The organism is Klebsiella sp. 1SOBk10mer (assembly GCF_046602535.1).
GTDB lineage: Bacteria > Pseudomonadota > Gammaproteobacteria > Enterobacterales > Enterobacteriaceae > Klebsiella > Klebsiella quasipneumoniae.
In genome coordinates this window covers 201,883-223,083 of the sequence record NZ_JBKIUP010000005.1, presented here as the reverse complement: position 1 = coordinate 223,083, position 21,201 = coordinate 201,883, and the positions used below count along the sequence as shown (strand labels likewise).

Here is a 21,201-nt window from a genome sequence, read left to right as displayed (position 1 = left end):
TTAACGTCTGGCATTTTTTTAGGGAGAAACCATGCGCTTACCGATCATTCTTGATACTGACCCGGGCATCGACGACGCTGCCGCCATTGCTGCGGCGCTGTTCGCTCCCGAGCTGGATCTGCAGCTGATGACCACCGTGGCAGGTAATGTCTCGGTGGAGAAGACGACCCGTAACGCGCTGCAGCTGCTGCACTTCTGGCATGCCGATGTGCCGCTGGCGCAGGGCGCTTCGATGCCGCTGGTGCGTCCCCTGCGCGATGCCGCTTCGGTGCATGGCGAATCCGGTATGGAAGGGTATGACTTTGTTGAGCATCAACGTCAACCGCTGGCGAAGCCGGCCTTCCAGGCGATCCGTGATGCGCTTATGCACGCTGCCGAGCCGATCACTCTGGTGGCGATTGGCCCGCTGACCAATATTGCGCTGCTGCTGACCCAGTATCCGGAATGCGTGTTCAACATTCGCCGGCTGGTGATCATGGGCGGCTCGGCGGGCCGCGGCAACTTTACACCGAATGCCGAATTCAATATTGCCATCGACCCGGAAGCTGCCGCGAAAGTCTTCCACAGCGGGCTGGAGATTGTGATGTGCGGGCTGGACGTCACCAATCGGGCGCTGTTGACGGCGGATTATCTGGCAACCCTGCCGACGCTGAACCAGACCGGTAAAATGCTCCATGCGCTGTTTAGCCACTATCGCAGCGGCAGCATGAGCAGTGGTCTGCGAATGCACGATCTCTGCGCTATCGCATGGCTGGCCCGCCCGGAACTGTTCACTCTGCAGCCATGTTTTGTGGCGGTGGAGACGCAGGGCACCTGGACCGCCGGCACCACGGTGGTGGATATTGAAGGACGACTGGGTCAGCCGGCGAACGCCCAGGTGGCGCTGGATATCGACGTGGAAGGGTTTCAGCGCTGGGCGGCGGAGGTGATTGCCCTGGCGCCGTAATACCCACCCAATCTTCAAGGAGAGAAGCAATGACCTATGGACAGGCGTATTTGAGCGGCTGGAAAGAGACCTTTAATTTTAGCGGCCGGGCCAGCCGACAGCAGTTCTGGACGTTTTTTCTTATCAATCTACTGATCGCCAGCGCGCCGCTGGCCGTCTGGTGTCTGGCAACCCGCCTAAACCCTCGCTACGGCATCCTCAGTTTTGTGGTCATACCCTTTGCGGCGCTGTGGCTGCTATTGATGGCGATCCCCCTGCTGGCAGTTGGCTGCCGGCGGATGCATGACATCGGCCGCTCCGGGATCTGGTTCGTGCTGGGGGTTATCATTCCGTGGTTTGCGGTTATTTCGCTGGCTCTGTGCTGCCTGCGTTCAGCGTAGGCACCGTCTCGCTGAGATAATCAATCATCGCCCGCATTCTGGCGGGCATATGCTTATCTCCCGCCCACAGCAGCCACAGATCGCCGGAATAGCTGCTGATAAATTCCCACTCGGGCAGCACCTGCACAATGTCGCCATTCGCCAGCGCCTCGCGGGCGGTGAACAGCGGCAGGCTGCCGATCCCCAGATGCTGCTTAACCGCGTCGAGGCGCACGGCGGTATGGTTGGCGGCGTACCGCCCGTATGTTTGCACCGTTTCGGTTTTCCCTTCCCGACGGAACTTCCAGCGCGCGTCGGCAGGCGTTTCGCCAAGACTGATGCAACTGTGCGCCCGCAGTTCCTGCGGCGTGTGCGGCATACCGTGGCGCTGTAAATAGGCTTCAGTGGCGCAGATAACGTGCGTGACCGGCATCAGCGGTTTGCCATGCAGGCCGGGCGAGGGGGTATCGGTGATGCGTAGCGCCAGATCGATACCGTCATCGATAAAATCCAGAGGGCGATCTTCCAGCCGCAGGCAGACGTCAACCTGCGGGTAACGGTGAAAAAACGCCATCATCAGCGGATGGATCACAAAGCGGCCGATAGCTTTCGGTACGCTGAGCGTCAGCTTTCCCTGGGCGACCGTTTGGCGACTGCCGGCGGAATCCATCGCCTGTCGCGCCGCTTCCAGCATCTGCTGGGCATGCTGGTAAACCGTTTCCCCGGCATCGCTCAGACGCAGCTTGCGAGTGGTACGCTGCAGCAGTTTGCAGCCCATCTCTCGCTCCAGCCGCGACACGCTACGGCTAACCGCGGAAGGGGTAATGCCGCTCTGGCGGGCGACGGCGGAGAAGCTGCCCTGGTCGACGATCTGTACGAAGAGGGCAAGGTCGGGCAGGAGGTTCAGATTCATTTGTGCCCCTGGAGCAAGAGTGCATTGGCGGATGATGGGATTATCGCTGTCGGTATTAATAATATACTGGGCGAACAGAGAGGAGAATCACTATGACTGAACGGGTTTATTACACCAGCGATGCTACCGACGGGCGCGCCCAGATCATCGCCTGCACTGCAGAAGCGGATGGCCGTTACGCCATCGAACTGGATCGGACGCTGTTTCACCCGCAAGGGGGCGGTCAACCGGCGGATTGCGGCTGGATTGCCGGACAGGCCGTTGAGACGGTGGTTGTGCGCGGCGACAGGGTGCTGCATATTCTGTCGCAACTCCTTCCCCTCGGTGAAGTGGAGATGAAAATTGATGCCTCCGCGAGACAGCTGCATGCTCGTCTGCATTCTGCCGGCCACCTGCTTGGCCTGGCGGGCGAACAGCTTGGCTTGCAACCGGTGAAAGCGCACCACTGGCCCGGCGAAGGGCGGATAACCTTTGCCAGCAGGAATAGCGCCGCGCTGCCGGACGCCAGTGCGCTACTGGCGCTAGTAAAGGCATGGCAGGCGCAGGATTTACCGCGTCAGGTGACGTTCGCTGACGGCATGCGCAAAGTGGGATTCGGCGAGCTGCCCGCCTATCCCTGCGGTGGCACCCACGTCGCCCGTCTGGCGGAGCTGGGCGACATTGTCATTAGTCAGATTAAGATGAAGAAGGGGCAGTTGGTGATCAGCTATTCCCTGACGTAAACGTTTCAGTTCTGCTCAGGGTAGGTCTGTTTGCCGCGATAAATACGCTCCGGTCGGCCAACCTTGCCGTAGCTGATTTCCGCTTCCAGAAAGTCGTTCTTCACTCCCTGTTCCAGATAACGGCGAGCGGTGGTTTTGCTGCTGCCAAGGATACGCGCCAGCGAGTCGGCGGTATGTACCACCGCCGGGTCGGCAAACAGCTGGAGTACGCGCTGAAAGGTGCTTTCATCGATCCCGCGTAGCGGTGCGCTGGCCGGTTCCGTCTGTTCCCGAGCCTGAATATTAAACAGCGCATCGACGTGGATCTGGCTGGCCTGTTCGCTGGAACGCAGCGAGCTGCGATAGCGGGCGAAGCGCTCCAGGGTGTGCTGCAGGCGCTGATAATGCACCGGCTTAATTAGATAGTCGAACACCCCCAGGCGCAGCGCTTCGCTGATGGTATCCATATGATTATCAGCGGTAATAAAGATGATCCGCCCCTTGTAATGGGTACTGACCGCATGGCGGATCAGATCGATACCTTTGCCATCAGGTAAGAAATTATCCAACAGGATCAGCTGCGGTTGATACAGTCTGAGTTGTTTCCTGGCGCTCTCGAGTTTATCCGCAATGCCAATGACGTCGAACTGGGGAAACTGTTTGATGTTATCCACCAGGATCTCCGCCAGCATAGGTTCGTCTTCAACGATAAGAGTGGTGATGCTATCCATGATGTTCATCTCGGGTCAGGGGAATATAAAGAGTAAAGATGGTGCCAAAGGGAAGGTTATTTTCGACGACGATGCTGCCGCCTGCCTGTTCCACGTAGCTGCGAACCAGCCAGAGTCCGATGCCATGATCTTTGCTGACGCTGCTGGTGACGCCGCGCTCGAAGATCCGATCGCGCAGCGTCTCGTCAATGCCGCATCCCTGATCGGCGACCTCGATAATCACCTCGTGGCCGTCGCTGTTGATCAGGCACTCTATCTGCTTTGAGCCCTGCGGCTGTTGCAGGCTGGCATTGTAGGCGTTATCAAGCAGATTCCCCACGATCGAGATCCATTCGTTGTGAGAAAGGGCGGTGGGTAATCTGTCGACGAAGCAGGCCGGATCGAAAACCAGTTCCAGACCGAGCTCTTTGGCGCGGTAATACTTGCCGATCAACAGCCCGGCCAGATGGTTATCCTGGAAATTCCGCGCGATAAAATCGATCACTTTCTGGTGGCTTTCCGACTGCTGTTGGATCAGATCCAGCGCATGATCGTAGCGTTTAAGAAACAGCAGGCCGGCGATGGTGGAGATCAGATTGCGATGCTCATGCTGCACGGCGCGCAGGTTATCGGCATACTGTTGCACCTGACTGAGCTGCAGGCTGAGGGTGTTGATATCGTCTTTACTACGAAAGCTGATCACCCAGCCCTGTGGCTCATTATTTAAGATCACCGCCATCCGGCTGGCGATCACTTTGATATGATTGAAGGTGACGATCTCGTCTTTTTTATTGGTCTGCGGCGCATCGTAGAAGAAAGCCTCCTGAGAAATAACGCTGCTGATCCCTTTACCGATAAGCGTCGGTTCCGGTTGGCTCAGGTTGAGCAGCCGGCGGGCAGTCTGATTAATCGCGGTGATCTTGTAACGGGAGTCGATGGCGATGAGCCCTTCGAACACGGATTCAAACAACACGCTTTGCTGGATCAACAGCTGCGACAGCTGTTGAGGTTCCATATTCAGCATCTGCTTTTTGATATGCAACGAGAAGCGGCGGGCGCAGTAGAGCAGGAGCAGTAACATGATCGCCATCGGGATCAGCAGCGAGCTTATCTGCAGGCTGAGCCAGTTCTCTAACTGTTCAATGGTATAGCCTACCGACACAATGCCAATCACCTTGCCGGTCTCGTCCTGAATCGGTGATTTACCGCGCAGCGAGGAGCCCAGCGAGCCTTTGCGCACTGACACGTAGCTTTTCGCGTTTAACAATGCTTCATCGCTATCGCCGCCCTCCATCGATTTGCCGATTTCATCAGGATTAACATGATAGAGGCGCTGGCCGTTGGCATCACCGACGGTGATATAGGTAGCGTCGGAGAACGAACGCATGGGATCGATAAGCGCTTTGATTCTGGCGAGATCGCGTTTCTGAACCGCTTCGACCAGCTCCGGCATCGCCGAAATCTGCATTGCCTGAATCAGCGCCCGCTGCCCGACCTGGTAATGCAGACGCTCTTCGGTAATGTCGGTCAGATACCATGACATCGCCAGCATAACGATCGTCGAGGTGAATAAGATCAGCAGGAAGATGCGATTCTGAAACGATCGCCTGGCAAACCAGTGGGTGATTTTTCGGGTATACATAGCGCCAATAGACATTAAATGATTAGTTTCCCCGTTTCGCGGCCCGAGAACCCGCAGATGGCGCACAGAACCGCTAATTTCAGAAAAGTGATCGATGGCAAGGGGGCGCTGTTAATCCTGACCCGGAGGCGAGGTAACGGCCACGCCTCCGGAGAGGATGCCGGCCTACATCGCCAGCACGTACTTGAGCATCACCCCGGCGGCGATCGCCGAGCCGATCACCCCGGCCACGTTCGGGCCCATGGCGTGCATCAGCAGGAAGTTCTGCCCGTCCGCTTCCAGACCCACCTTGTTCGACACCCGCGCCGCCATCGGCACCGCCGACACCCCGGCTGAACCGATCAGCGGGTTGATCGGGTTCTTACTGAACCTGTTCAGCAGCTTCGCCATCAGCACCCCGGCCGCGGTGCCCACGCAGAAGGCGATCACCCCCAGCAGCAGGATCCCCAGGGTCTGCGGCTGCAGGAACTTGTCCGCCACCAGCTTGGCTCCCACCGACAGCCCGAGGAAGATGGTCACGATGTTGATTAGCGCGTTCTGCACCGTGTCGCTCAGCCGCTCCACCACCCCGCTCTCGCGCATCAGGTTGCCGAAGCAGAACATCCCCAGCAGCGGCGCGGCGTCCGGCAGCAGGAGCGCCACCAGCAGCAACAGCACCGCCGGGAAGAGGATCTTCTCCCGCTTACTCACCGTACGCAGCTGCACCATGCGGATCTTCCGCTCCTTATTCGTGGTCAGCGCCTTCATGATCGGCGGCTGGATCAGCGGCACCAGCGCCATGTAGGAGTAGGCCGCCACCGCGATGGCCCCCAGCAGCTCCGGCGCCAGCTTGCCCGACAGGTAGATAGCCGTCGGGCCGTCGGCGCCGCCGATGATGCCGATGGCCGCCGCCTGCGGCAGGGTGAAGCTGATGATGCCGAAGTAGTTCAGCGTCAGCGCCCCGAGCACGGTGGCGAAGATACCGAACTGCGCCGCCGCCCCCAGCAGCAGGGTGCGCGGGTTGGCCAGCAGCGGGCCGAAATCGGTCATCGCCCCGACGCCCATGAAAATTACCAGCGGCGCGATGCCCGAGCCAATCGCCACCTTATAGAAGATGGCCAGCACCCCGGCGGAGTAGCCCATGTCCACCGCCAGGCTCTCCATCTGCCCCTGCACCGACGGCAGGGCCAGGGCCAGCGCGTCCTTAATGGCGTGGACGTCCGGCGCGCAGTGGAGCTTCGCGGCAATCACCGCCAGCTGCGCCGGGTCGTGGTGGGCCAGCAGGCTCTCCAGGGCGGTGAGCGCTAGCCCGGCCTCCGGAATATTGGAGAGCAGGCCGCCGAAGCCAATCGGCAGCAGCAGTAACGGCTCGAACTTCCTGGCAATCGCCAGCCAGAGCAGCAGCAGGCTGACCAGCAGCATCACCGCCTGGCCGAACCCCAGGTGCATCAGCCCCATCCCCTGAATCAGGGCGTTCAGACTTTCCATTTCCGCTCCTCGTCCTTACGCCAGGGTCATCAGGGTGTCGCCGACCGCCACCGCGTCGCCGGACTTCACCGCGATACCGCGCACGGTGCCGGCCTGCGCGGCGCGGATTTCGGTCTCCATCTTCATGGCTTCCAGAATCAGCAGCACCTCGCCTTCGGCCACCGCCTGGCCTTCCGCGGCCAGCACCTTCCAGATATTGCCCGCCAGCGGGGCGGTCACCGGGGTGCCGGCGCCGGCCGGGGCCGGGGCGGCAGCAGGCGTAGCGGCCACCGGCGCGGCGCTGAGCTGGCTGACGTCGCCGCCGTCGCTGACCTTCACCACAAAGGCCTTGCCTTCCACTTCCACGGTGTAGACGCCGGAGGCGGCTGGTTTCTCAGCCTTCGCGGCAGGTCTGGCTTCTTCCAGCTGCGGCAGCGGTTCAAAGGCTGCCGGATTGTGGCGGTTTTCGAGGAACTTGAGGCCTATTTGCGGGAACAGCGCCACGGTGAGCACGTCGTCGATGGCGTTTTCGGCAAGCGTGATGCCCTTCTCCTGCGCCTGGCGTCTGACGTCGGCTTCCAGCTGCGCCAGCTCCGGCTTCAGCAGGTCCGCCGGGCGGCAAGTGATGGCCTCTGCGCCCTCGAGTACCCGCGCCTGCAGGGCGGCGTTCACCGGCGCCGGAGTGTGGCCGTATTCACCTTTCAGAATGCCGGCGGTCTCCTTCGCGATGGTTTTGTAGCGCTCGCCGGTGAGGACGTTGAGCACCGCCTGGGTGCCGACAATCTGCGAGGTCGGGGTGACCAGCGGGATGAAACCGAGGTCCTCGCGCACGCGAGGGATTTCCGCCAGCACTTCATCCAGACGGTGGGCGGCGCTCTGTTGCTTCAGCTGGCCTTCGAGGTTGGTGAGCATCCCGCCCGGCACCTGGGCGACGAGGATACGGCTGTCGGTGCCTTTCAGCTGCCCTTCGAAGGCGTGGTACTTCTTACGCACCTCGCGGAAGTAGGCCGCGATGCTCTCCAGCTTGTGGATATTGAGGCCGGTGTCGTACGGCGTGCCGGCGAGGGTGGCCACCAGCGCTTCGGTTGCCGGATGGCCGTAGGTGGCGCTCATGGACGAAATCGCCGTATCCACGCCGTCGACCCCGGCTTCAATGGCCTTCAGCAGGGCCATCTCCGCCATGCCGGTGGTGGCGTGGCAGTGCAGGTGCAGGGTGACGTCGTAGCGTTTTTTGATTTCGCTGACCAGCTCAAAGGCGGCATGCGGCGTCAGAATGCCGGACATGTCCTTGATGGCGATGGAGTCGACGCCGGTCTCCAGCAGCTGTTCGGTGAGGTCGAGCCAGGTCTGCAGGATGTGCGCCGGGCTGGTGGTGTACGAAAGCGTGCCCTGGGCGTGGGCGCCGTGGCTGCGCACCGCCTGCAGGGCGGCCTGCATGTTGCGCGGGTCGTTCATGGCGTCGAAGACACGGAAGACGTCCATGCCGTTTTTGACGGCGCGCTCCACGAAGCGCGCCACCACGTCATCGGCGTAGTGGCGGTAGCCGAGCAGGTTCTGGCCGCGGAGCAGCATCTGCAGCGGGGTTTTCGGCATCGCTTTTTTTAGCTCGCGCAGGCGGACCCACGGGTCCTCGCCGAGAAAGCGGATGCAGGCATCAAAGGTGGCCCCGCCCCAGCACTCGAGGGAGCGGTAGCCGACGTCGTCAAGCTGAGCGGCGACGGGGAGCATATCGTCGAGGCGCAGGCGGGTGGCGAACAGGGACTGGTGGGCGTCGCGCAGGACGACATCGGTAATGGCAACGGTCATGAATTCCTCCGTGAATTAAGGGTGCAAACGGCGATGGTGGTGAATGGCGGCGACAATCGCCGGCTTTAAGCGGGCGAAGTCGTCGGCGGGCGCGACGGCGGCCGGTGCCGGTTTTGACGCCGGAAGCGGCTCGGGAAACAGACGGTTAACGGCGAGGGACATCCCCTGGATGGCGAAGATGAGCAGCAGCAGGAACACCAGCACAAAGCCCATGCCGAGAAACATCAGGGTGAAGCCTTCGCCTAGCAGCGCAGCATCAGTCATGTATACCTCTCAAAATAGGGGCACGATGGCGCGCTGCCTGGCGACGTTTCTGGCATTCCCGGCTAAGGAGCAGGGTGGATTTCCCTCTGCCGCTCCCGGCATTGGACCCTGGCGATGCTAGTCGTCGTCCGTTCAACGGCGCCATCGTGCAAATGGGTTAAATCATCATGCCGAACACGATGCTGGCGATGACCAGCACAATACCGCCACCCAAGCGGGAGGAGATTTGCGCATAAGAGATAAGGTTCATACGGTTACAGGCAGAGAGCACTTCCAGGTCACCGGAACCGCCGCGGTTGGCCATGCACAGACCCGCGGTGATCGCTGATTCAATCGGGAAGAAGCCAATCATCCAGCCGCCCAGGGCCGCGCCAACCACCGCGCCAACGACGATAACCGCGGCGATGACGACGTTAGCGAAGGTAATAGCGTTGATGATTTCCTGCAGGTCGGTGTAGCAGACGCCGACGCCGACCATCAGCACCCACAACAGCTGTTTGGAAAAGAAATCCGACAGGCGTTTGGCGCCAGCTTTGATTTCGGGTGTGCAGAGGCCAGAGGCGTTCAGCGCCGCGACGATCAGCACCATCCAGGCAAAATAGTGAATCGATACGCCGCCAATGCTGGGCAGGATTTTCTTCGCCATCACGTAGGCCAGCAGGAAGCAGGTGGTGGCCAGCACCATGCCGACGGCGGTTTCGCGATGAGTGATCTGGCCCGCTTTTTCGTCTTCTTCGACTTTAAACGAGGCTTTGCGCACCAGCTCGCCCTCGCCGCTCAGCCAGGTGTGTTTTTTACCGATGATATCGAGTACGGCGGCAAAGACGATGGCAAAGATATTGGCGATGGTCAGAATAGCGATAGCGGTTGAATAGTACTCTTCGCGAGACCGACCGGTAACGGAGTGATAAATTTCCGACAGCGGTACCGCGCCCGCGCCGTTGCCGCCGCCCATGATCGGCAGGACGTACAGCATCATAATGCGATCCATCGGGATGCCGAACACCAGGCCGATGACGATACCGAAAATCGACGCGCCGACAATGCCCATCAGAATGGTCGGGATGTAGCCGAGCAGCGATTTCAGCAGCAGACGACGGTTTACCGACAGGATCGCGCCGGTAATTAATACGGCGATGAATAAGTTAAGGAAGTTACTCTCATCCATGACGTTACTGATGGCATCGATCTCTTTCTGCGTGAAAATACCGGCATAAACGAAATATGCTGCCACCAGAAAGATCATCACTGGCGCACCACCGATATATTTGTTGAATATCGGCAGGCGTTTACCTATTTCGCCAAACAGGGCGCCGATAATAAACATAATGGCAAAGCCGCCAACCAGGTCGGTGGGTAACGCATTAAAGAAGTGGGAAAGTAATAGCGTAATTAACGCAAACGCATAAAGGGGTAACGGCATGCCGAAGATTTTAAATCCCAGCAGGTCGCTCACGCCTTTTTTCTCCGTCGCCGGAGCCTGGCTCATGTTAGTCATAAACGTTATCCTGTTTATCAATGAAGTAATAAGACCGGCGCATAGTAATAAATAGACTCAGTGTTAAGGTGTGATAACCTTCACTGAATACTCGTGTTTTTAATTAATTTAATTATTTTTATTATGCTGAATGAATTAACAACATAAAAACCATAAAGCCAATTAAGCGACGAGAAAAACTGTGATTTAAATACAAGAATCGATAGCCGAACGCTGGCGAAATACAGGTCGTTTTGGAATAACGAAGCGCTAAAAAATGACTCTGATATTAAAACGCGTTCAGCTACGGAAGGATAAATCGCGGCGAGAGGCGATTGACCTCTTTCTCCGTCAGCATCAGCTCTCATTAGAGGCTGATTGCGAAATGGCCATTATCGCCGAGTACCGGCAGCGGCTGGTCGGCTGCGGCGCCATCGCCGGCAACGTGCTGAAGTGCATCGCTATCGACCCCTCGCTGCAGGGGGAGGGGCTGAGCCTTAAGCTACTGACAGAATTACTCACCCTGGCTTACGAACTGGGGCGCAGCGAACTGTTTTTATTCACTAAGCCCTGTAACGCCGCGCTCTTTGCCGGCGCCGGCTTCTGGCCAATTGCGCAGGCCGGCAATCTCGCCGTGTTACTGGAAAATAGCCGCGAACGGCTGACCCGCTACTGCCGCCAGCTGGCGATGTACCGTCAGCCGGGACGCAAAATCGGCGCTATCGTGATGAACGCCAACCCGTTCACGCTCGGCCACCGCTGGCTGGTGGAGCAGGCGGCCCGTCAATGCGACTGGCTACACCTGTTTGTGGTGAAAGAGGATGCCTCCCGTTTCACGTATCAGGATCGCTACACGCTAATCGAAAAAGGGATTGCCGGCATCGACAAAGTGACGCTGCATCCCGGTTCGGCATACCTCATCTCGCGGGCCACCTTCCCCGGCTACTTCCTCAAAGAACAGGGGGTGGTGGATGACTGCCACAACCAGATCGATCTCCAGCTGTTCCGCGAACATTTAGCCCCGGCGCTGAAGATAACCCATCGTTTTGTCGGCACCGAGCCGCTGTGTTCGCTGACCCGCCATTACAACCAGCGTATGAAAGCGTTGCTGGCAGCGCCGGGCGACGCACCGCCTGTTGAGGTCGTTGAGCTGGCGCGGATCGAAAAAAACGGCGGGCCGATATCGGCTTCAAGGGTGCGCGAACTGTACCGGCAGCGCAACTGGCAGGCGGTGGCGGCGCTGGTGCCGCCGGGAACCCTCTCTTTTCTGATGCAACTGGCGGAAAGCGAACATCAAACCGCCTGATTTTTACGCCATAACAAAGGATTTGCCTCTATGGAAATGAAGATTGACGCCCTGGCCGGCACGCTGGAGTCCAGCGATGTGATGGTCAGGATTGGGCCGGCGACGCAGCCGGGCATTCAACTGGAGATCGACAGCATTGAGAAGCAGCAGTTTGGCGATGCGATTGAGCGAGTGGTCAGAGAAACCCTGACGCAGCTCGGTGTTAGCCAGGCCAACGTGGTGGTGGATGATAAAGGGGCGCTGGAGTGCGTTCTGCGCGCCCGAGTTCAGGCTGCGGCCCTGCGTGCGGCGCAACAGTCTCAATTGCAATGGAGCCAGCTATGAAACCACGTCGCAGTATGCTGTTTATCCCCGGCGCCAATGCCGCCATGTTAAGTACTTCATTCGTCTACGGCGCCGATGCGGTGATGTTCGACCTTGAAGATGCCGTTTCGCTGCGCGAGAAAGATACCGCTCGTCTGCTGGTGTATCAGGCGCTGCAGCACCCGCTGTATCAGGATATCGAAACGGTGGTGCGCATTAACCCACTAAATACCCCGTTTGGACTGGCCGATCTGGAAGCCGTGGTTCGTGCGGGCGTGGATATGGTGCGCCTGCCGAAAACCGACAGCAAAGAAGATATCCATGAGCTGGAAGCTCACGTTGAGCGTATTGAGCGTGCGTGCGGCCGCGAAGTGGGCAGCACCAGGCTCATGGCGGCCATCGAGTCGGCGTTGGGGGTGGTAAACGCGGTCGAGATCGCCCGCGCCAGCCCGCGTCTGTCGGCCATCGCGCTGGCGGCTTTCGATTACGTGATGGATATGGGCACCTCCCGCGGCGACGGCACTGAGCTGTTCTATGCCCGCTGCGCCGTGCTACATGCTGCGCGGGTTGCCGGCATCGCCGCCTATGACGTGGTGTGGTCGGATATTAATAATGAAGAGGGATTTCTTGCGGAAGCGAATCTGGCGAAGAACCTCGGCTTCAACGGGAAATCACTGGTCAACCCGCGCCAGATCGAACTGCTGCACCAGGTCTATGCCCCGACGCGAAAAGAGGTCGACCATGCGCTGGAGGTGATTGCCGCGGCGGAAGAGGCAGAGTCGCGCGGTCTGGGCGTGGTGTCGCTGAACGGTAAGATGATCGATGGACCGATTATCGACCACGCGCACAAAGTGGTGGCGCTTTCGGCTTCCGGTATTCGTGATTAAGGGGAATAAGATGAAAGAGACAGTAGCAATGCTTAATCAGCAGTACGTGATGCCGGAAGGATTGACCCCTTACAACGGCGTGACGGCGAAAAGTCCGTGGCTGGCTAGTGAGACGGAAAAGCGTCAGCGTAAAATCTGCGACTCGCTGGAAACGGCAATCCGTCGCTCCGGCCTGCAAAACGGCATGACCATCTCGTTCCACCACGCGTTTCGCGGCGGTGACAAAGTGGTCAATATGGTGGTGGCGAAGCTAGCGGAGATGGGATTTCGCGATCTGACCCTGGCGTCCAGTTCGCTGATCGACGCCCACTGGCCGCTGATTGAGCATATTAAAAACGGCGTGATCCGTCAGATCTACACCTCCGGTCTGCGCGGCAAGCTTGGCGAGGAGATCTCCGCCGGCCTGATGGAAAATCCGGTGCAGATCCACTCTCACGGTGGTCGCGTACAGCTGATCCAAAGCGGTGAGCTGTCCATTGACGTGGCGTTCCTCGGCGTTCCCTGCTGCGATGAGTTTGGCAACGCCAACGGCTTTAGCGGTAAGTCGCGCTGCGGCTCGCTGGGCTACGCGCGCGTTGATGCGGAACATGCCAAATGCGTCGTGCTGTTGACCGAAGAGTGGGTGGATTACCCTAACTATCCGGCCAGTATCGCCCAGGATCAGGTGGATCTGATCGTTCAGGTGGACGAAGTGGGCGATCCGCAAAAAATCACCGCGGGCGCCATTCGTTTGACCAGCAACCCGCGCGAGCTGCTGATCGCCCGCCAGGCGGCGAAAGTGGTTGAACATTCCGGTTACTTTAAAGATGGTTTCTCGCTGCAGACCGGCACCGGCGGCGCCTCGCTGGCGGTGAGCCGCTTCCTGGAAGACAAAATGCGCCGCAACGGCATTACCGCCAGTTTCGGCCTTGGCGGCATCACCGGGACGATGGTCGACCTGCATGAGAAAGGGCTGATTAAAACGCTGCTCGACACCCAATCGTTCGATGGCGATGCGGCGCGCTCGCTGGCGCAGAACCCGAACCACGTCGAAATCTCTACTAATCAGTATGCCAGCCCGGGTTCCAAAGGGGCCTCCTGCGAGCGCTTAAACGTAGTGATGCTCAGCGCGCTGGAAATTGACACCGACTTTAACGTCAACGTGATGACCGGCTCCAACGGCGTGCTGCGCGGCGCGTCAGGCGGACATAGCGATACCGCCGCCGGCGCGGATCTGACCATCATTACCGCACCGTTAGTTCGCGGTCGCATTCCCTGCGTCGTGGAAAAAGTGCTGACCCGCGTGACGCCGGGAGCCAGCGTGGATGTGCTGGTCACCGACCATGGCATTGCGGTAAACCCGGCGCGCCAGGACCTGATCGACAATTTACGCAACGCCGGTATTCCGCTGATGACCATTGAGGAACTGCAGCAGCGCGCGGAGCTGCTGACGGGCAAACCGAAAGCGATCGAATTTACCGATCGGGTGGTGGCGGTAGTCCGCTATCGCGACGGTTCGGTCATCGATGTGATCCATCAGGTGAAAAACAGCGACTAAGCGCAGAGGGGAAAGGCTATGAGCGACGTGTTAATTCAACCTCCGCGTGTGCTACGCGGGAAACCACTGAGCGCCGAAGAGGTGGTCAGCGCGGTAGAGCGCGCGCTGTTGACCGAAGTTCGCCTGACCCCAAAGCCCGGGCTGGTGGATATTCGTAACGCTGGCGCGCACCGGGATATGGATCTGGCCTCGTTTGAGGCCAGTACCGCGGTGGTGGCGCCGTGGATGGAGAAGTTTTTTATCATGGGCCACGATACCGCGGCAGTCGCGCCGGAGCAGGTATTGATGATGCTGCGTCCGGTGGGAATGGCCTGCGAGAACGATATGCTGGAGGTCACCGGCGGGGTGAATACCCATCGAGGGGCGATCTTCGCTTTTGGCCTGCTCAGCGCGGCGGCGGGCAGGCTGGTCTCGAAAGGCGAGCCGGTAGAGCAGCACCGGCTTTGCGACCAGGTGGCGCGCTTCTGTCGCGGCATGGTTATGCAGGAATTGTCCTCCGCCAGCGGGGAACGGCTGAGCAAAGGCGAGATTCATTTTCTGCGCTACGGTTTCTCCGGCGCCCGCGGCGAGGCGGAGAGCGGATTCCTGACCGTGCGTACCCAGGCGTTACCGGTCTTTAACCGCATGATGGAGGAGACTGGCGACAGCAATCTGGCGCTGCTGCAAACCCTGCTGCATCTGATGGCATGGAATGATGACACCAATCTGGTGTCTCGCGGCGGGCTGGCCGGGCTGAACTATGTCCAGCAGGAGGCGCAGCGGCTGCTGTGGCAGGGCGGCGTACTGGCTGACGGTGGCCTGGAGGCGCTGCGCCAGTTTGATGACGATCTGATTGCCCGCCATCTCAGCCCCGGCGGTAGCGCCGATCTGCTGGCGGTGACCTGGTTTTTATCCGCGTTTCCCGCCGGCGCGCTTTTCCCGCTGTAACCCTCTGCAACATGGCCTTCGCCCGCACCGTGCGGGCGGGGCATCATCATTCGCCATCCTGGTTATCACTGCGTAAACGAGGAATTGCGGCACAATCGTATAGTTTTTACTGATATCGTCCGCCGTTTGTCATAAATTTCTAATTATCGGCGTTTTTGAGTAGCGGCCCGCTGACGGGCTGGTTACTCTGAAAACAATTTACGTAATGTTAACAAAAGAGAATAGCTATGCATGATGCACAAATCCGCGTGGCCATCGCCGGCGCGGGCGGCCGGATGGGACGCCAGTTAATTCAGGCTGCGCTGCAGATGGATGGAGTGGCGCTGGGCGCGGCGCTGGAGCGCGAAGGGTCCAGCCTGGTGGGCAGCGACGCCGGCGAGCTGGCGGGCGCCGGCAAAGCGGGCGTCACGGTGCAGAGCAGCCTGACGGCGGTAAAAGATGATTTCGACGTGTTGATCGATTTTACCCGCCCGGAAGGCACGCTGAACCATCTGGCGTTTTGCCGCGACCACGGCAAAGGGATGGTCATCGGCACCACCGGTTTTGACGACGCCGGCAAGCAGGCGATTCGCGACGCCGCGCAGGAGATTGCCATTGTCTTCGCCGCGAACTTTAGCGTCGGCGTCAATGTCCTGTTAAAGCTGCTGGAGAAGGCGGCGAAGGTGATGGGCGACTACACCGACATCGAAATTATCGAAGCGCACCATCGGCATAAAGTGGATGCGCCGTCAGGCACCGCGCTGGCGATGGGCGAAGCGATCGCCGGAGCATTGAACAAAGATCTCAAGGACTGCGCGGTCTACAGTCGTGAAGGCCACACTGGCGAACGCGTCCCGGGCACCATTGGCTTCGCCACCGTCCGCGCGGGGGATATCGTCGGGGAGCATACGGCGATGTTTGCTGATATTGGCGAACGTATCGAGATCACCCATAAAGCCTCCAGTCGAATGACCTTTGCTAATGGCGCGGTTCGCTCTGCATTGTGGCTGAAAGGCAAGAAAAGCGGACTCTTTGATATGCGTGATGTGCTGGATCTGAATAGTTTATAACGATTATTACCCATCGTGATGTGGTTATTGCTATCAATAAGTTATTGATGCAAGGGGCAATATTTTGTTGCCCTTTTTTATTTTTGGCCGCTTTAGGTTGTTATTTTTCTGAATGGGCTATAAGTTAGGGTGTTGTTCGGTTTTTAAGTGAATGAAATGTAAATTTTGACCATCTGGTCCACTTTTTTGCCGTCCAGCGCCAGATTTTACACTCTTCGCCGTCCGCAAGCGTTTTCTCAGCCAGGTTTGTTGATCTTTTTGGCGTAAAAATCACATGTTATGCGCCAGTGGCGTAAAATGACATTAAAAATCTCCGCTTTAAGTTGACTTTTATCCGACATCTCTCCAGAATGCCGCCGTTTGCCAAAAATCTGCGGGCAACAGATTTGCATTGATTCAGATCGTGTTTATGAATTAATATGCAAATAAAGTGAGTGGATATTCTCTGGAGGATGTTTTGATTAAGTCAGCGCTATTGGTTCTGGAAGACGGAACCCAGTTTCACGGTCGGGCCATCGGGGCAACCGGCACGGCGGTTGGGGAAGTCGTTTTCAATACTTCAATGACCGGTTATCAAGAAATCCTCACTGATCCTTCCTATTCCCGCCAAATCGTCACTCTTACTTATCCTCATATTGGTAATGTCGGCACCAACGCCGCCGATGAAGAATCTTCTCAGGTACATGCTCAGGGTCTGGTTATTCGCGACCTGCCGCTGATTGCCAGCAACTTCCGCAGTACCGAAGACCTCTCTTCCTATCTGAAGCGCCATAACATCGTGGCGATTGCCGATATCGATACCCGCAAGCTGACGCGTCTGCTGCGTGAGAAAGGGGCGCAGAATGGCTGCATCATCGCGGGCGACAGCCCGGATGCCCAGCTGGCGCTGGAAAAAGCGAAAGCATTCCCGGGCCTGAACGGCATGGACCTGGCGAAGGAAGTGACCACCGCAGAAACCTACAGCTGGACGCAAGGCAGCTGGACCCTGGCGGGCGACCTGCCGGAAGCGAAAGCGGAAAGCGAGCTGCCGTTCCACGTCGTGGCGTATGACTTCGGCGCGAAACGCAACATCCTGCGCATGCTGGTTGACCGCGGCTGCCGCCTGACGGTGGTGCCGGCGAAGACGTCGGCGGCGGATGTGCTGGCGCTGAATCCGGACGGCATTTTCCTCTCCAACGGCCCTGGCGACCCGGCGCCGTGTGATTACGCTATCGAGGCGATTGAAAAATTCCTCGAGACCGATATTCCGGTGTTCGGCATCTGCCTCGGCCATCAGCTGCTGGCGCTGGCGAGCGGCGCCAGGACCATTAAGATGAAGTTCGGCCACCACGGCGGCAACCACCCGGTGAAAGATATTGATAACAACGTGGTGATGATCACCGCCCAGAACCACGGCTTCGCCGTGGATGAGGCGACGCTGCCGGCCAACCTGCGCGTGACCCACAAGTCGCTGTTCGACGGCACCCTGCAGGGGATCCATCGCACCGACAAGCCGGCGTTCAGCTTCCAGGGGCACCCTGAAGCGAGCCCGGGGCCGCACGATGCCGCGCCGCTGTTCGACCACTTTATCGAGTTAATTGAGCAATACCGTCAGTCCGCGAAATAATCAGGAGTAAAAGAGCCATGCCAAAACGTACAGACATACAAAGTATCCTGATTCTGGGCGCGGGCCCGATTGTTATCGGTCAGGCGTGCGAGTTTGACTACTCCGGCGCCCAGGCCTGTAAAGCCCTGCGCGAAGAGGGCTACCGCGTTATCCTGGTGAACTCTAACCCAGCGACCATCATGACCGACCCGGAAATGGCCGATGCCACCTACATCGAGCCGATTCACTGGGAAGTGGTGCGCAAAATCATCGAAAAAGAGCGCCCGGACGCGGTGCTGCCGACCATGGGCGGCCAGACGGCGCTGAACTGCGCGCTGGAGCTGGAGCGTCAGGGAGTGCTGGCTGAATTCGGTGTGACCATGATTGGCGCCACCGCCGATGCGATTGACAAGGCCGAAGACCGTCGCCGTTTCGATATCGCGATGAAAAAAATCGGTCTCGACACCGCGCGTTCAGGTATCGCCCATACGATGGAAGAGGCGCTGGCGGTAGCGGCTGACGTCGGCTATCCGTGCATCATCCGTCCGTCGTTCACCATGGGTGGCACCGGCGGCGGCATCGCCTATAACCGCGAAGAGTTTGAAGAGATTTGTACCCGCGGCCTGGATCTCTCTCCTACCAACGAGCTGCTGATTGATGAATCGCTGATCGGCTGGAAAGAGTATGAGATGGAAGTGGTGCGCGATAAGAACGACAACTGCATCATCGTCTGCTCTATCGAAAACTTCGACGCCATGGGGATCCACACCGGTGATTCCATCACCGTTGCGCCGGCGCAGACCCTGACCGACAAAGAATACCAAATCATGCGTAACGCCTCGATGGCGGTGCTGCGTGAAATCGGCGTCGAAACCGGCGGCTCTAACGTTCAGTTCGCGGTCAACCCGAAAAACGGTCGCCTGATCGTTATTGAAATGAACCCGCGCGTTTCCCGCTCCTCGGCGCTGGCCTCCAAAGCCACCGGTTTCCCGATTGCCAAAGTGGCAGCCAAGCTGGCAGTAGGTTACACCCTCGACGAGCTGATGAACGACATCACCGGCGGCCGTACCCCGGCTTCCTTCGAGCCGTCCATCGACTACGTGGTCACTAAAATCCCACGCTTTAACTTCGAAAAATTCGCCGGCGCCAATGACCGTCTGACCACCCAGATGAAGTCCGTCGGCGAAGTGATGGCGATTGGCCGTACCCAGCAGGAATCCTTGCAGAAAGCGCTGCGCGGTCTGGAAGTGGGCGCCACCGGCTTCGATCCGAAAGTGAGCCTCGACGATCCGGAAGCGCTGACCAAAATCCGCCGCGAGCTGAAAGACGCCGGCGCTGAGCGTATCTGGTACATCGCCGACGCGTTCCGCGCGGGCCTCTCGGTTGACGGCGTCTTCAACCTGACCAACATCGACCGCTGGTTCCTGGTGCAGATTGAAGAGCTGGTCCGTCTGGAAGAGAAAGTGGCGGAAGTGGGCATCAACGGCCTCGACGCTGACTTCCTGCGCACCCTGAAACGTAAAGGCTTTGCCGATGCGCGTCTGGCGAAGCTGGCTGGCGTGCGGGAAGCGGAAATCCGTAAACTGCGCGACCAGTATGACCTGCACCCTGTCTACAAGCGCGTGGACACCTGCGCCGCGGAATTCGCCACCGATACCGCCTACATGTACTCCACCTATGAAGAAGAGTGCGAGTCCAACCCGTCCGTTGACCGCGATAAAATCATGGTCCTCGGCGGCGGCCCGAACCGTATCGGTCAGGGTATCGAATTTGACTACTGCTGCGTACACGCCTCGCTGGCGCTGCGCGAAGACGGTTACGAGACCATCATGGTCAACTGTAACCCGGAAACCGTCTCTACCGACTACGACACTTCCGACCGTCTGTACTTCGAGCCGGTTACCCTGGAAGACGTGCTGGAAATCGTGCGCATCGAGAAGCCAAAAGGCGTTATCGTGCAGTACGGCGGGCAGACTCCGCTGAAGCTGGCGCGCGCCCTGGAAGCCGCAGGCGTACCGGTTATCGGTACCAGCCCGGACGCTATCGACCGGGCGGAAGATCGTGAGCGCTTCCAGCACGCGGTTGACCGTCTGAAGCTGAAGCAGCCGGCGAACGCCACCGTTACCGCCATTGAGCAGGCGGTAGAGAAAGCGAAAGAGATTGGCTACCCGCTGGTGGTGCGTCCGTCTTACGTGCTCGGCGGTCGGGCGATGGAGATCGTCTATGACGAGCAGGATCTGCGCCGCTACTTCCAGACTGCGGTCAGCGTCTCCAACGACGCGCCAGTGCTGCTGGACCGCTTCCTCGACGACGCGATTGAAGTGGATGTCGATGCCATCTGCGATGGCGAAATGGTGCTGATTGGCGGCATCATGGAGCATATCGAACAGGCAGGCGTCCACTCCGGCGACTCCGCCTGTTCCCTGCCAGCCTATACCCTGAGCAAAGAGATTCAGGATGTGATGCGCGAGCAGGTGCAGAAGCTGGCCTTCGAGCTGCAGGTTCGCGGTCTGATGAACGTCCAGTTCGCGGTGAAAGATAACGAAGTCTATCTGATTGAAGTCAACCCGCGTGCGGCGCGCACCGTGCCGTTCGTCTCCAAAGCCACCGGCGTACCGCTGGCGAAAGTGGCGGCGCGCGTGATGGCCGGTAAGACGCTGGCGCAGCAGGGCGTGACCAAAGAGATCATCCCGCCGTACTACTCGGTGAAAGAGGTGGTCCTGCCGTTCAACAAATTCCCGGGCGTTGACCCGCTGTTAGGGCCAGAAATGCGTTCCACCGGTGAAGTGATGGGCGTTGGCCGCACCTTTGCCGAAGCGTTCGCCAAAGCGCAGCTGGGCAGCAACTCGACCATGAAGAAACAAGGTCGCGCGCTGCTCTCCGTCCGCGAAGGCGACAAAGAGCGCGTGGTTGACCTGGCAGCGAAGCTGCTGAAGTTTGGCTTCGAGCTGGATGCGACTCACGGCACGGCGATTGTGCTGGGTGAAGCGGGCATCAACCCGCGTCTGGTGAACAAGGTGCATGAAGGTCGTCCGCACATTCAGGACCGTATCAAGAATGGCGAATATACCTACATCATCAACACCACCGCAGGTCGTCAGGCGATTGAAGACTCCAAGCTGATTCGCCGCAGCGCGCTGCAGTACAAGGTGCACTATGACACCACCCTGAACGGCGGCTTTGCCACCGCGATGGCGCTGAACGCTGACGCCACCGACAAGGTGATTTCGGTTCAGGAAATGCACGCTCAAATCACCAAATAAGCGCTCCGGCCTGGCCGGATAGCAACACACCTGGGCTGACGACTTCGTCAGCCCATTTTTTTGGCTGCGGCCATCTTCAG

Annotated in this window: 18 protein-coding genes; 11 read left to right on the top strand and 7 right to left on the bottom strand. The window is 59.0% G+C overall.

What is annotated here, in order from left to right; all coding sequences use genetic code 11:
* The first annotated feature begins 31 nt into the window (after positions 1 to 31).
* Positions 32 to 946, top strand: a complete 915-nt coding sequence (gene rihC, locus ACLH1I_RS15415; protein ID WP_004204242.1) for a ribonucleoside hydrolase RihC — start codon at positions 32 to 34, stop codon at positions 944 to 946.
* A 29-nt stretch (positions 947 to 975) separates the two neighbouring features.
* On the top strand, positions 976 to 1,326 hold the full coding sequence (locus tag ACLH1I_RS15410) for a DUF805 domain-containing protein (RefSeq protein ID WP_198079795.1): 351 nt from the start codon (positions 976 to 978) through the stop codon (positions 1,324 to 1,326).
* Here the strand turns inward: ACLH1I_RS15410 and ACLH1I_RS15405 are convergent.
* Positions 1,289 to 2,218, bottom strand: coding sequence for a LysR family transcriptional regulator (locus ACLH1I_RS15405; RefSeq protein ID WP_049093225.1), 930 nt, complete (start codon positions 2,216 to 2,218; stop codon positions 1,289 to 1,291). The two genes, ACLH1I_RS15410 and ACLH1I_RS15405, sit on opposite strands and share 38 nt — an antisense overlap.
* A 92-nt stretch (positions 2,219 to 2,310) precedes the next feature.
* Here ACLH1I_RS15405 and ACLH1I_RS15400 point away from each other — a divergent pair, with 92 nt between their 5' ends.
* The gene (locus tag ACLH1I_RS15400) at positions 2,311 to 2,940 is read left to right on the top strand and encodes an alanyl-tRNA editing protein (protein ID WP_198079797.1); all 630 of its coding nucleotides are present in this window, start codon (positions 2,311 to 2,313) and stop codon (positions 2,938 to 2,940) included.
* Positions 2,941 to 2,945: 5 nt separating this feature from the next.
* Here ACLH1I_RS15400 and ACLH1I_RS15395 read toward each other — a convergent pair whose 3' ends face one another.
* The 6 genes from ACLH1I_RS15395 to citS form a co-directional block, all read right to left on the bottom strand.
* Complete coding sequence (locus tag ACLH1I_RS15395) at positions 2,946 to 3,650, bottom strand: response regulator (RefSeq protein ID WP_017901216.1); 705 nt, start codon at positions 3,648 to 3,650, stop codon at positions 2,946 to 2,948.
* A complete protein-coding gene (locus tag ACLH1I_RS15390) occupies positions 3,643 to 5,271 on the bottom strand; it encodes a sensor histidine kinase (protein WP_048322953.1) in 1,629 nt (542 codons plus the stop codon). The genes ACLH1I_RS15395 and ACLH1I_RS15390 overlap by 8 nt, the downstream gene beginning before the upstream one ends.
* A gap of 165 nt (positions 5,272 to 5,436) precedes the next feature.
* Positions 5,437 to 6,738 carry an oxaloacetate decarboxylase subunit beta gene (locus ACLH1I_RS15385; RefSeq protein WP_004204249.1) on the bottom strand — a complete coding sequence of 434 codons (1,302 nt, stop codon included), beginning with the start codon at positions 6,736 to 6,738 and terminating at the stop codon, positions 5,437 to 5,439.
* A gap of 15 nt (positions 6,739 to 6,753) precedes the next feature.
* Positions 6,754 to 8,523 carry a sodium-extruding oxaloacetate decarboxylase subunit alpha gene (oadA, locus tag ACLH1I_RS15380; RefSeq protein ID WP_017901214.1) on the bottom strand — a complete coding sequence of 590 codons (1,770 nt, stop codon included), beginning with the start codon at positions 8,521 to 8,523 and terminating at the stop codon, positions 6,754 to 6,756.
* Positions 8,524 to 8,538: 15 nt separating this feature from the next.
* Entirely contained in the window at positions 8,539 to 8,787 is a 249-nt protein-coding gene (locus ACLH1I_RS15375; protein ID WP_004204254.1) for an oxaloacetate decarboxylase subunit gamma, read from the bottom strand.
* Positions 8,788 to 8,944: 157 nt separating this feature from the next.
* Positions 8,945 to 10,285, bottom strand: coding sequence for a citrate/sodium symporter CitS (citS, locus tag ACLH1I_RS15370; RefSeq protein WP_004204255.1), 1,341 nt, complete (start codon positions 10,283 to 10,285; stop codon positions 8,945 to 8,947).
* Positions 10,286 to 10,541: 256 nt separating this feature from the next.
* Between citS and citC the strand changes: the two genes are divergently transcribed.
* The 8 genes from citC (at position 10,542) to carB (ending at position 21,121) form a co-directional block, all read left to right on the top strand.
* Positions 10,542 to 11,570: a [citrate (pro-3S)-lyase] ligase gene (gene citC / locus ACLH1I_RS15365; RefSeq protein ID WP_004204257.1), complete on the top strand. Its 1,029-nt coding sequence runs from the start codon at positions 10,542 to 10,544 to the stop codon at positions 11,568 to 11,570.
* A 30-nt stretch (positions 11,571 to 11,600) separates the two neighbouring features.
* Complete coding sequence (gene citD / locus ACLH1I_RS15360; RefSeq protein WP_198079798.1) at positions 11,601 to 11,894, top strand: citrate lyase acyl carrier protein; 294 nt, start codon at positions 11,601 to 11,603, stop codon at positions 11,892 to 11,894.
* Positions 11,891 to 12,760 (top strand): citrate (pro-3S)-lyase subunit beta, encoded by an 870-nt coding sequence (gene citE, locus ACLH1I_RS15355; RefSeq protein ID WP_004204262.1) that lies wholly within the window; start codon positions 11,891 to 11,893, stop codon positions 12,758 to 12,760. The genes citD and citE overlap by 4 nt, the downstream gene beginning before the upstream one ends.
* Positions 12,761 to 12,770: 10 nt before the next feature.
* Entirely contained in the window at positions 12,771 to 14,297 is a 1,527-nt protein-coding gene (gene citF / locus ACLH1I_RS15350) for a citrate lyase subunit alpha (protein WP_004204263.1), read from the top strand.
* Between the two features lie 18 nt (positions 14,298 to 14,315).
* Entirely contained in the window at positions 14,316 to 15,224 is a 909-nt protein-coding gene (gene citG, locus ACLH1I_RS15345; protein ID WP_004204264.1) for a triphosphoribosyl-dephospho-CoA synthase CitG, read from the top strand.
* A 227-nt stretch (positions 15,225 to 15,451) separates the two neighbouring features.
* Entirely contained in the window at positions 15,452 to 16,273 is an 822-nt protein-coding gene (gene dapB, locus ACLH1I_RS15340; protein WP_004204265.1) for a 4-hydroxy-tetrahydrodipicolinate reductase, read from the top strand.
* 457 nt (positions 16,274 to 16,730) lie between these two features.
* On the top strand, positions 16,731 to 17,879 hold the full coding sequence (gene carA / locus ACLH1I_RS15335; RefSeq protein ID WP_004204266.1) for a glutamine-hydrolyzing carbamoyl-phosphate synthase small subunit: 1,149 nt from the start codon (positions 16,731 to 16,733) through the stop codon (positions 17,877 to 17,879).
* Positions 17,880 to 17,896: 17 nt separating this feature from the next.
* Positions 17,897 to 21,121, top strand: a complete 3,225-nt coding sequence (carB, locus tag ACLH1I_RS15330; RefSeq protein ID WP_017901208.1) for a carbamoyl-phosphate synthase large subunit — start codon at positions 17,897 to 17,899, stop codon at positions 21,119 to 21,121.
* The last annotated feature ends 80 nt before the right edge of the window (positions 21,122 to 21,201 follow it).

What these genes read in the sequence shown, in the direction of transcription:
- rihC (WP_004204242.1), top strand. Translation starts at nt 32, where the DNA reads ATGCGCTTACCGATCATTCTTGATACTGACCCGGGCATCGACGACGCT.
- ACLH1I_RS15410 (WP_198079795.1), top strand. Translation starts at nt 976, where the DNA reads ATGACCTATGGACAGGCGTATTTGAGCGGCTGGAAAGAGACCTTTAAT.
- ACLH1I_RS15405 (WP_049093225.1), bottom strand. Translation starts at nt 2,218, where the DNA reads ATGAATCTGAACCTCCTGCCCGACCTTGCCCTCTTCGTACAGATCGTC.
- ACLH1I_RS15400 (WP_198079797.1), top strand. Translation starts at nt 2,311, where the DNA reads ATGACTGAACGGGTTTATTACACCAGCGATGCTACCGACGGGCGCGCC.
- ACLH1I_RS15395 (WP_017901216.1), bottom strand. Translation starts at nt 3,650, where the DNA reads ATGGATAGCATCACCACTCTTATCGTTGAAGACGAACCTATGCTGGCG.
- ACLH1I_RS15390 (WP_048322953.1), bottom strand. Translation starts at nt 5,271, where the DNA reads ATGTATACCCGAAAAATCACCCACTGGTTTGCCAGGCGATCGTTTCAG.
- ACLH1I_RS15385 (WP_004204249.1), bottom strand. Translation starts at nt 6,738, where the DNA reads ATGGAAAGTCTGAACGCCCTGATTCAGGGGATGGGGCTGATGCACCTG.
- oadA (WP_017901214.1), bottom strand. Translation starts at nt 8,523, where the DNA reads ATGACCGTTGCCATTACCGATGTCGTCCTGCGCGACGCCCACCAGTCC.
- ACLH1I_RS15375 (WP_004204254.1), bottom strand. Translation starts at nt 8,787, where the DNA reads ATGACTGATGCTGCGCTGCTAGGCGAAGGCTTCACCCTGATGTTTCTC.
- citS (WP_004204255.1), bottom strand. Translation starts at nt 10,285, where the DNA reads ATGACTAACATGAGCCAGGCTCCGGCGACGGAGAAAAAAGGCGTGAGC.
- citC (WP_004204257.1), top strand. Translation starts at nt 10,542, where the DNA reads ATGACTCTGATATTAAAACGCGTTCAGCTACGGAAGGATAAATCGCGG.
- citD (WP_198079798.1), top strand. Translation starts at nt 11,601, where the DNA reads ATGGAAATGAAGATTGACGCCCTGGCCGGCACGCTGGAGTCCAGCGAT.
- citE (WP_004204262.1), top strand. Translation starts at nt 11,891, where the DNA reads ATGAAACCACGTCGCAGTATGCTGTTTATCCCCGGCGCCAATGCCGCC.
- citF (WP_004204263.1), top strand. Translation starts at nt 12,771, where the DNA reads ATGAAAGAGACAGTAGCAATGCTTAATCAGCAGTACGTGATGCCGGAA.
- citG (WP_004204264.1), top strand. Translation starts at nt 14,316, where the DNA reads ATGAGCGACGTGTTAATTCAACCTCCGCGTGTGCTACGCGGGAAACCA.
- dapB (WP_004204265.1), top strand. Translation starts at nt 15,452, where the DNA reads ATGCATGATGCACAAATCCGCGTGGCCATCGCCGGCGCGGGCGGCCGG.
- carB (WP_017901208.1), top strand. Translation starts at nt 17,897, where the DNA reads ATGCCAAAACGTACAGACATACAAAGTATCCTGATTCTGGGCGCGGGC.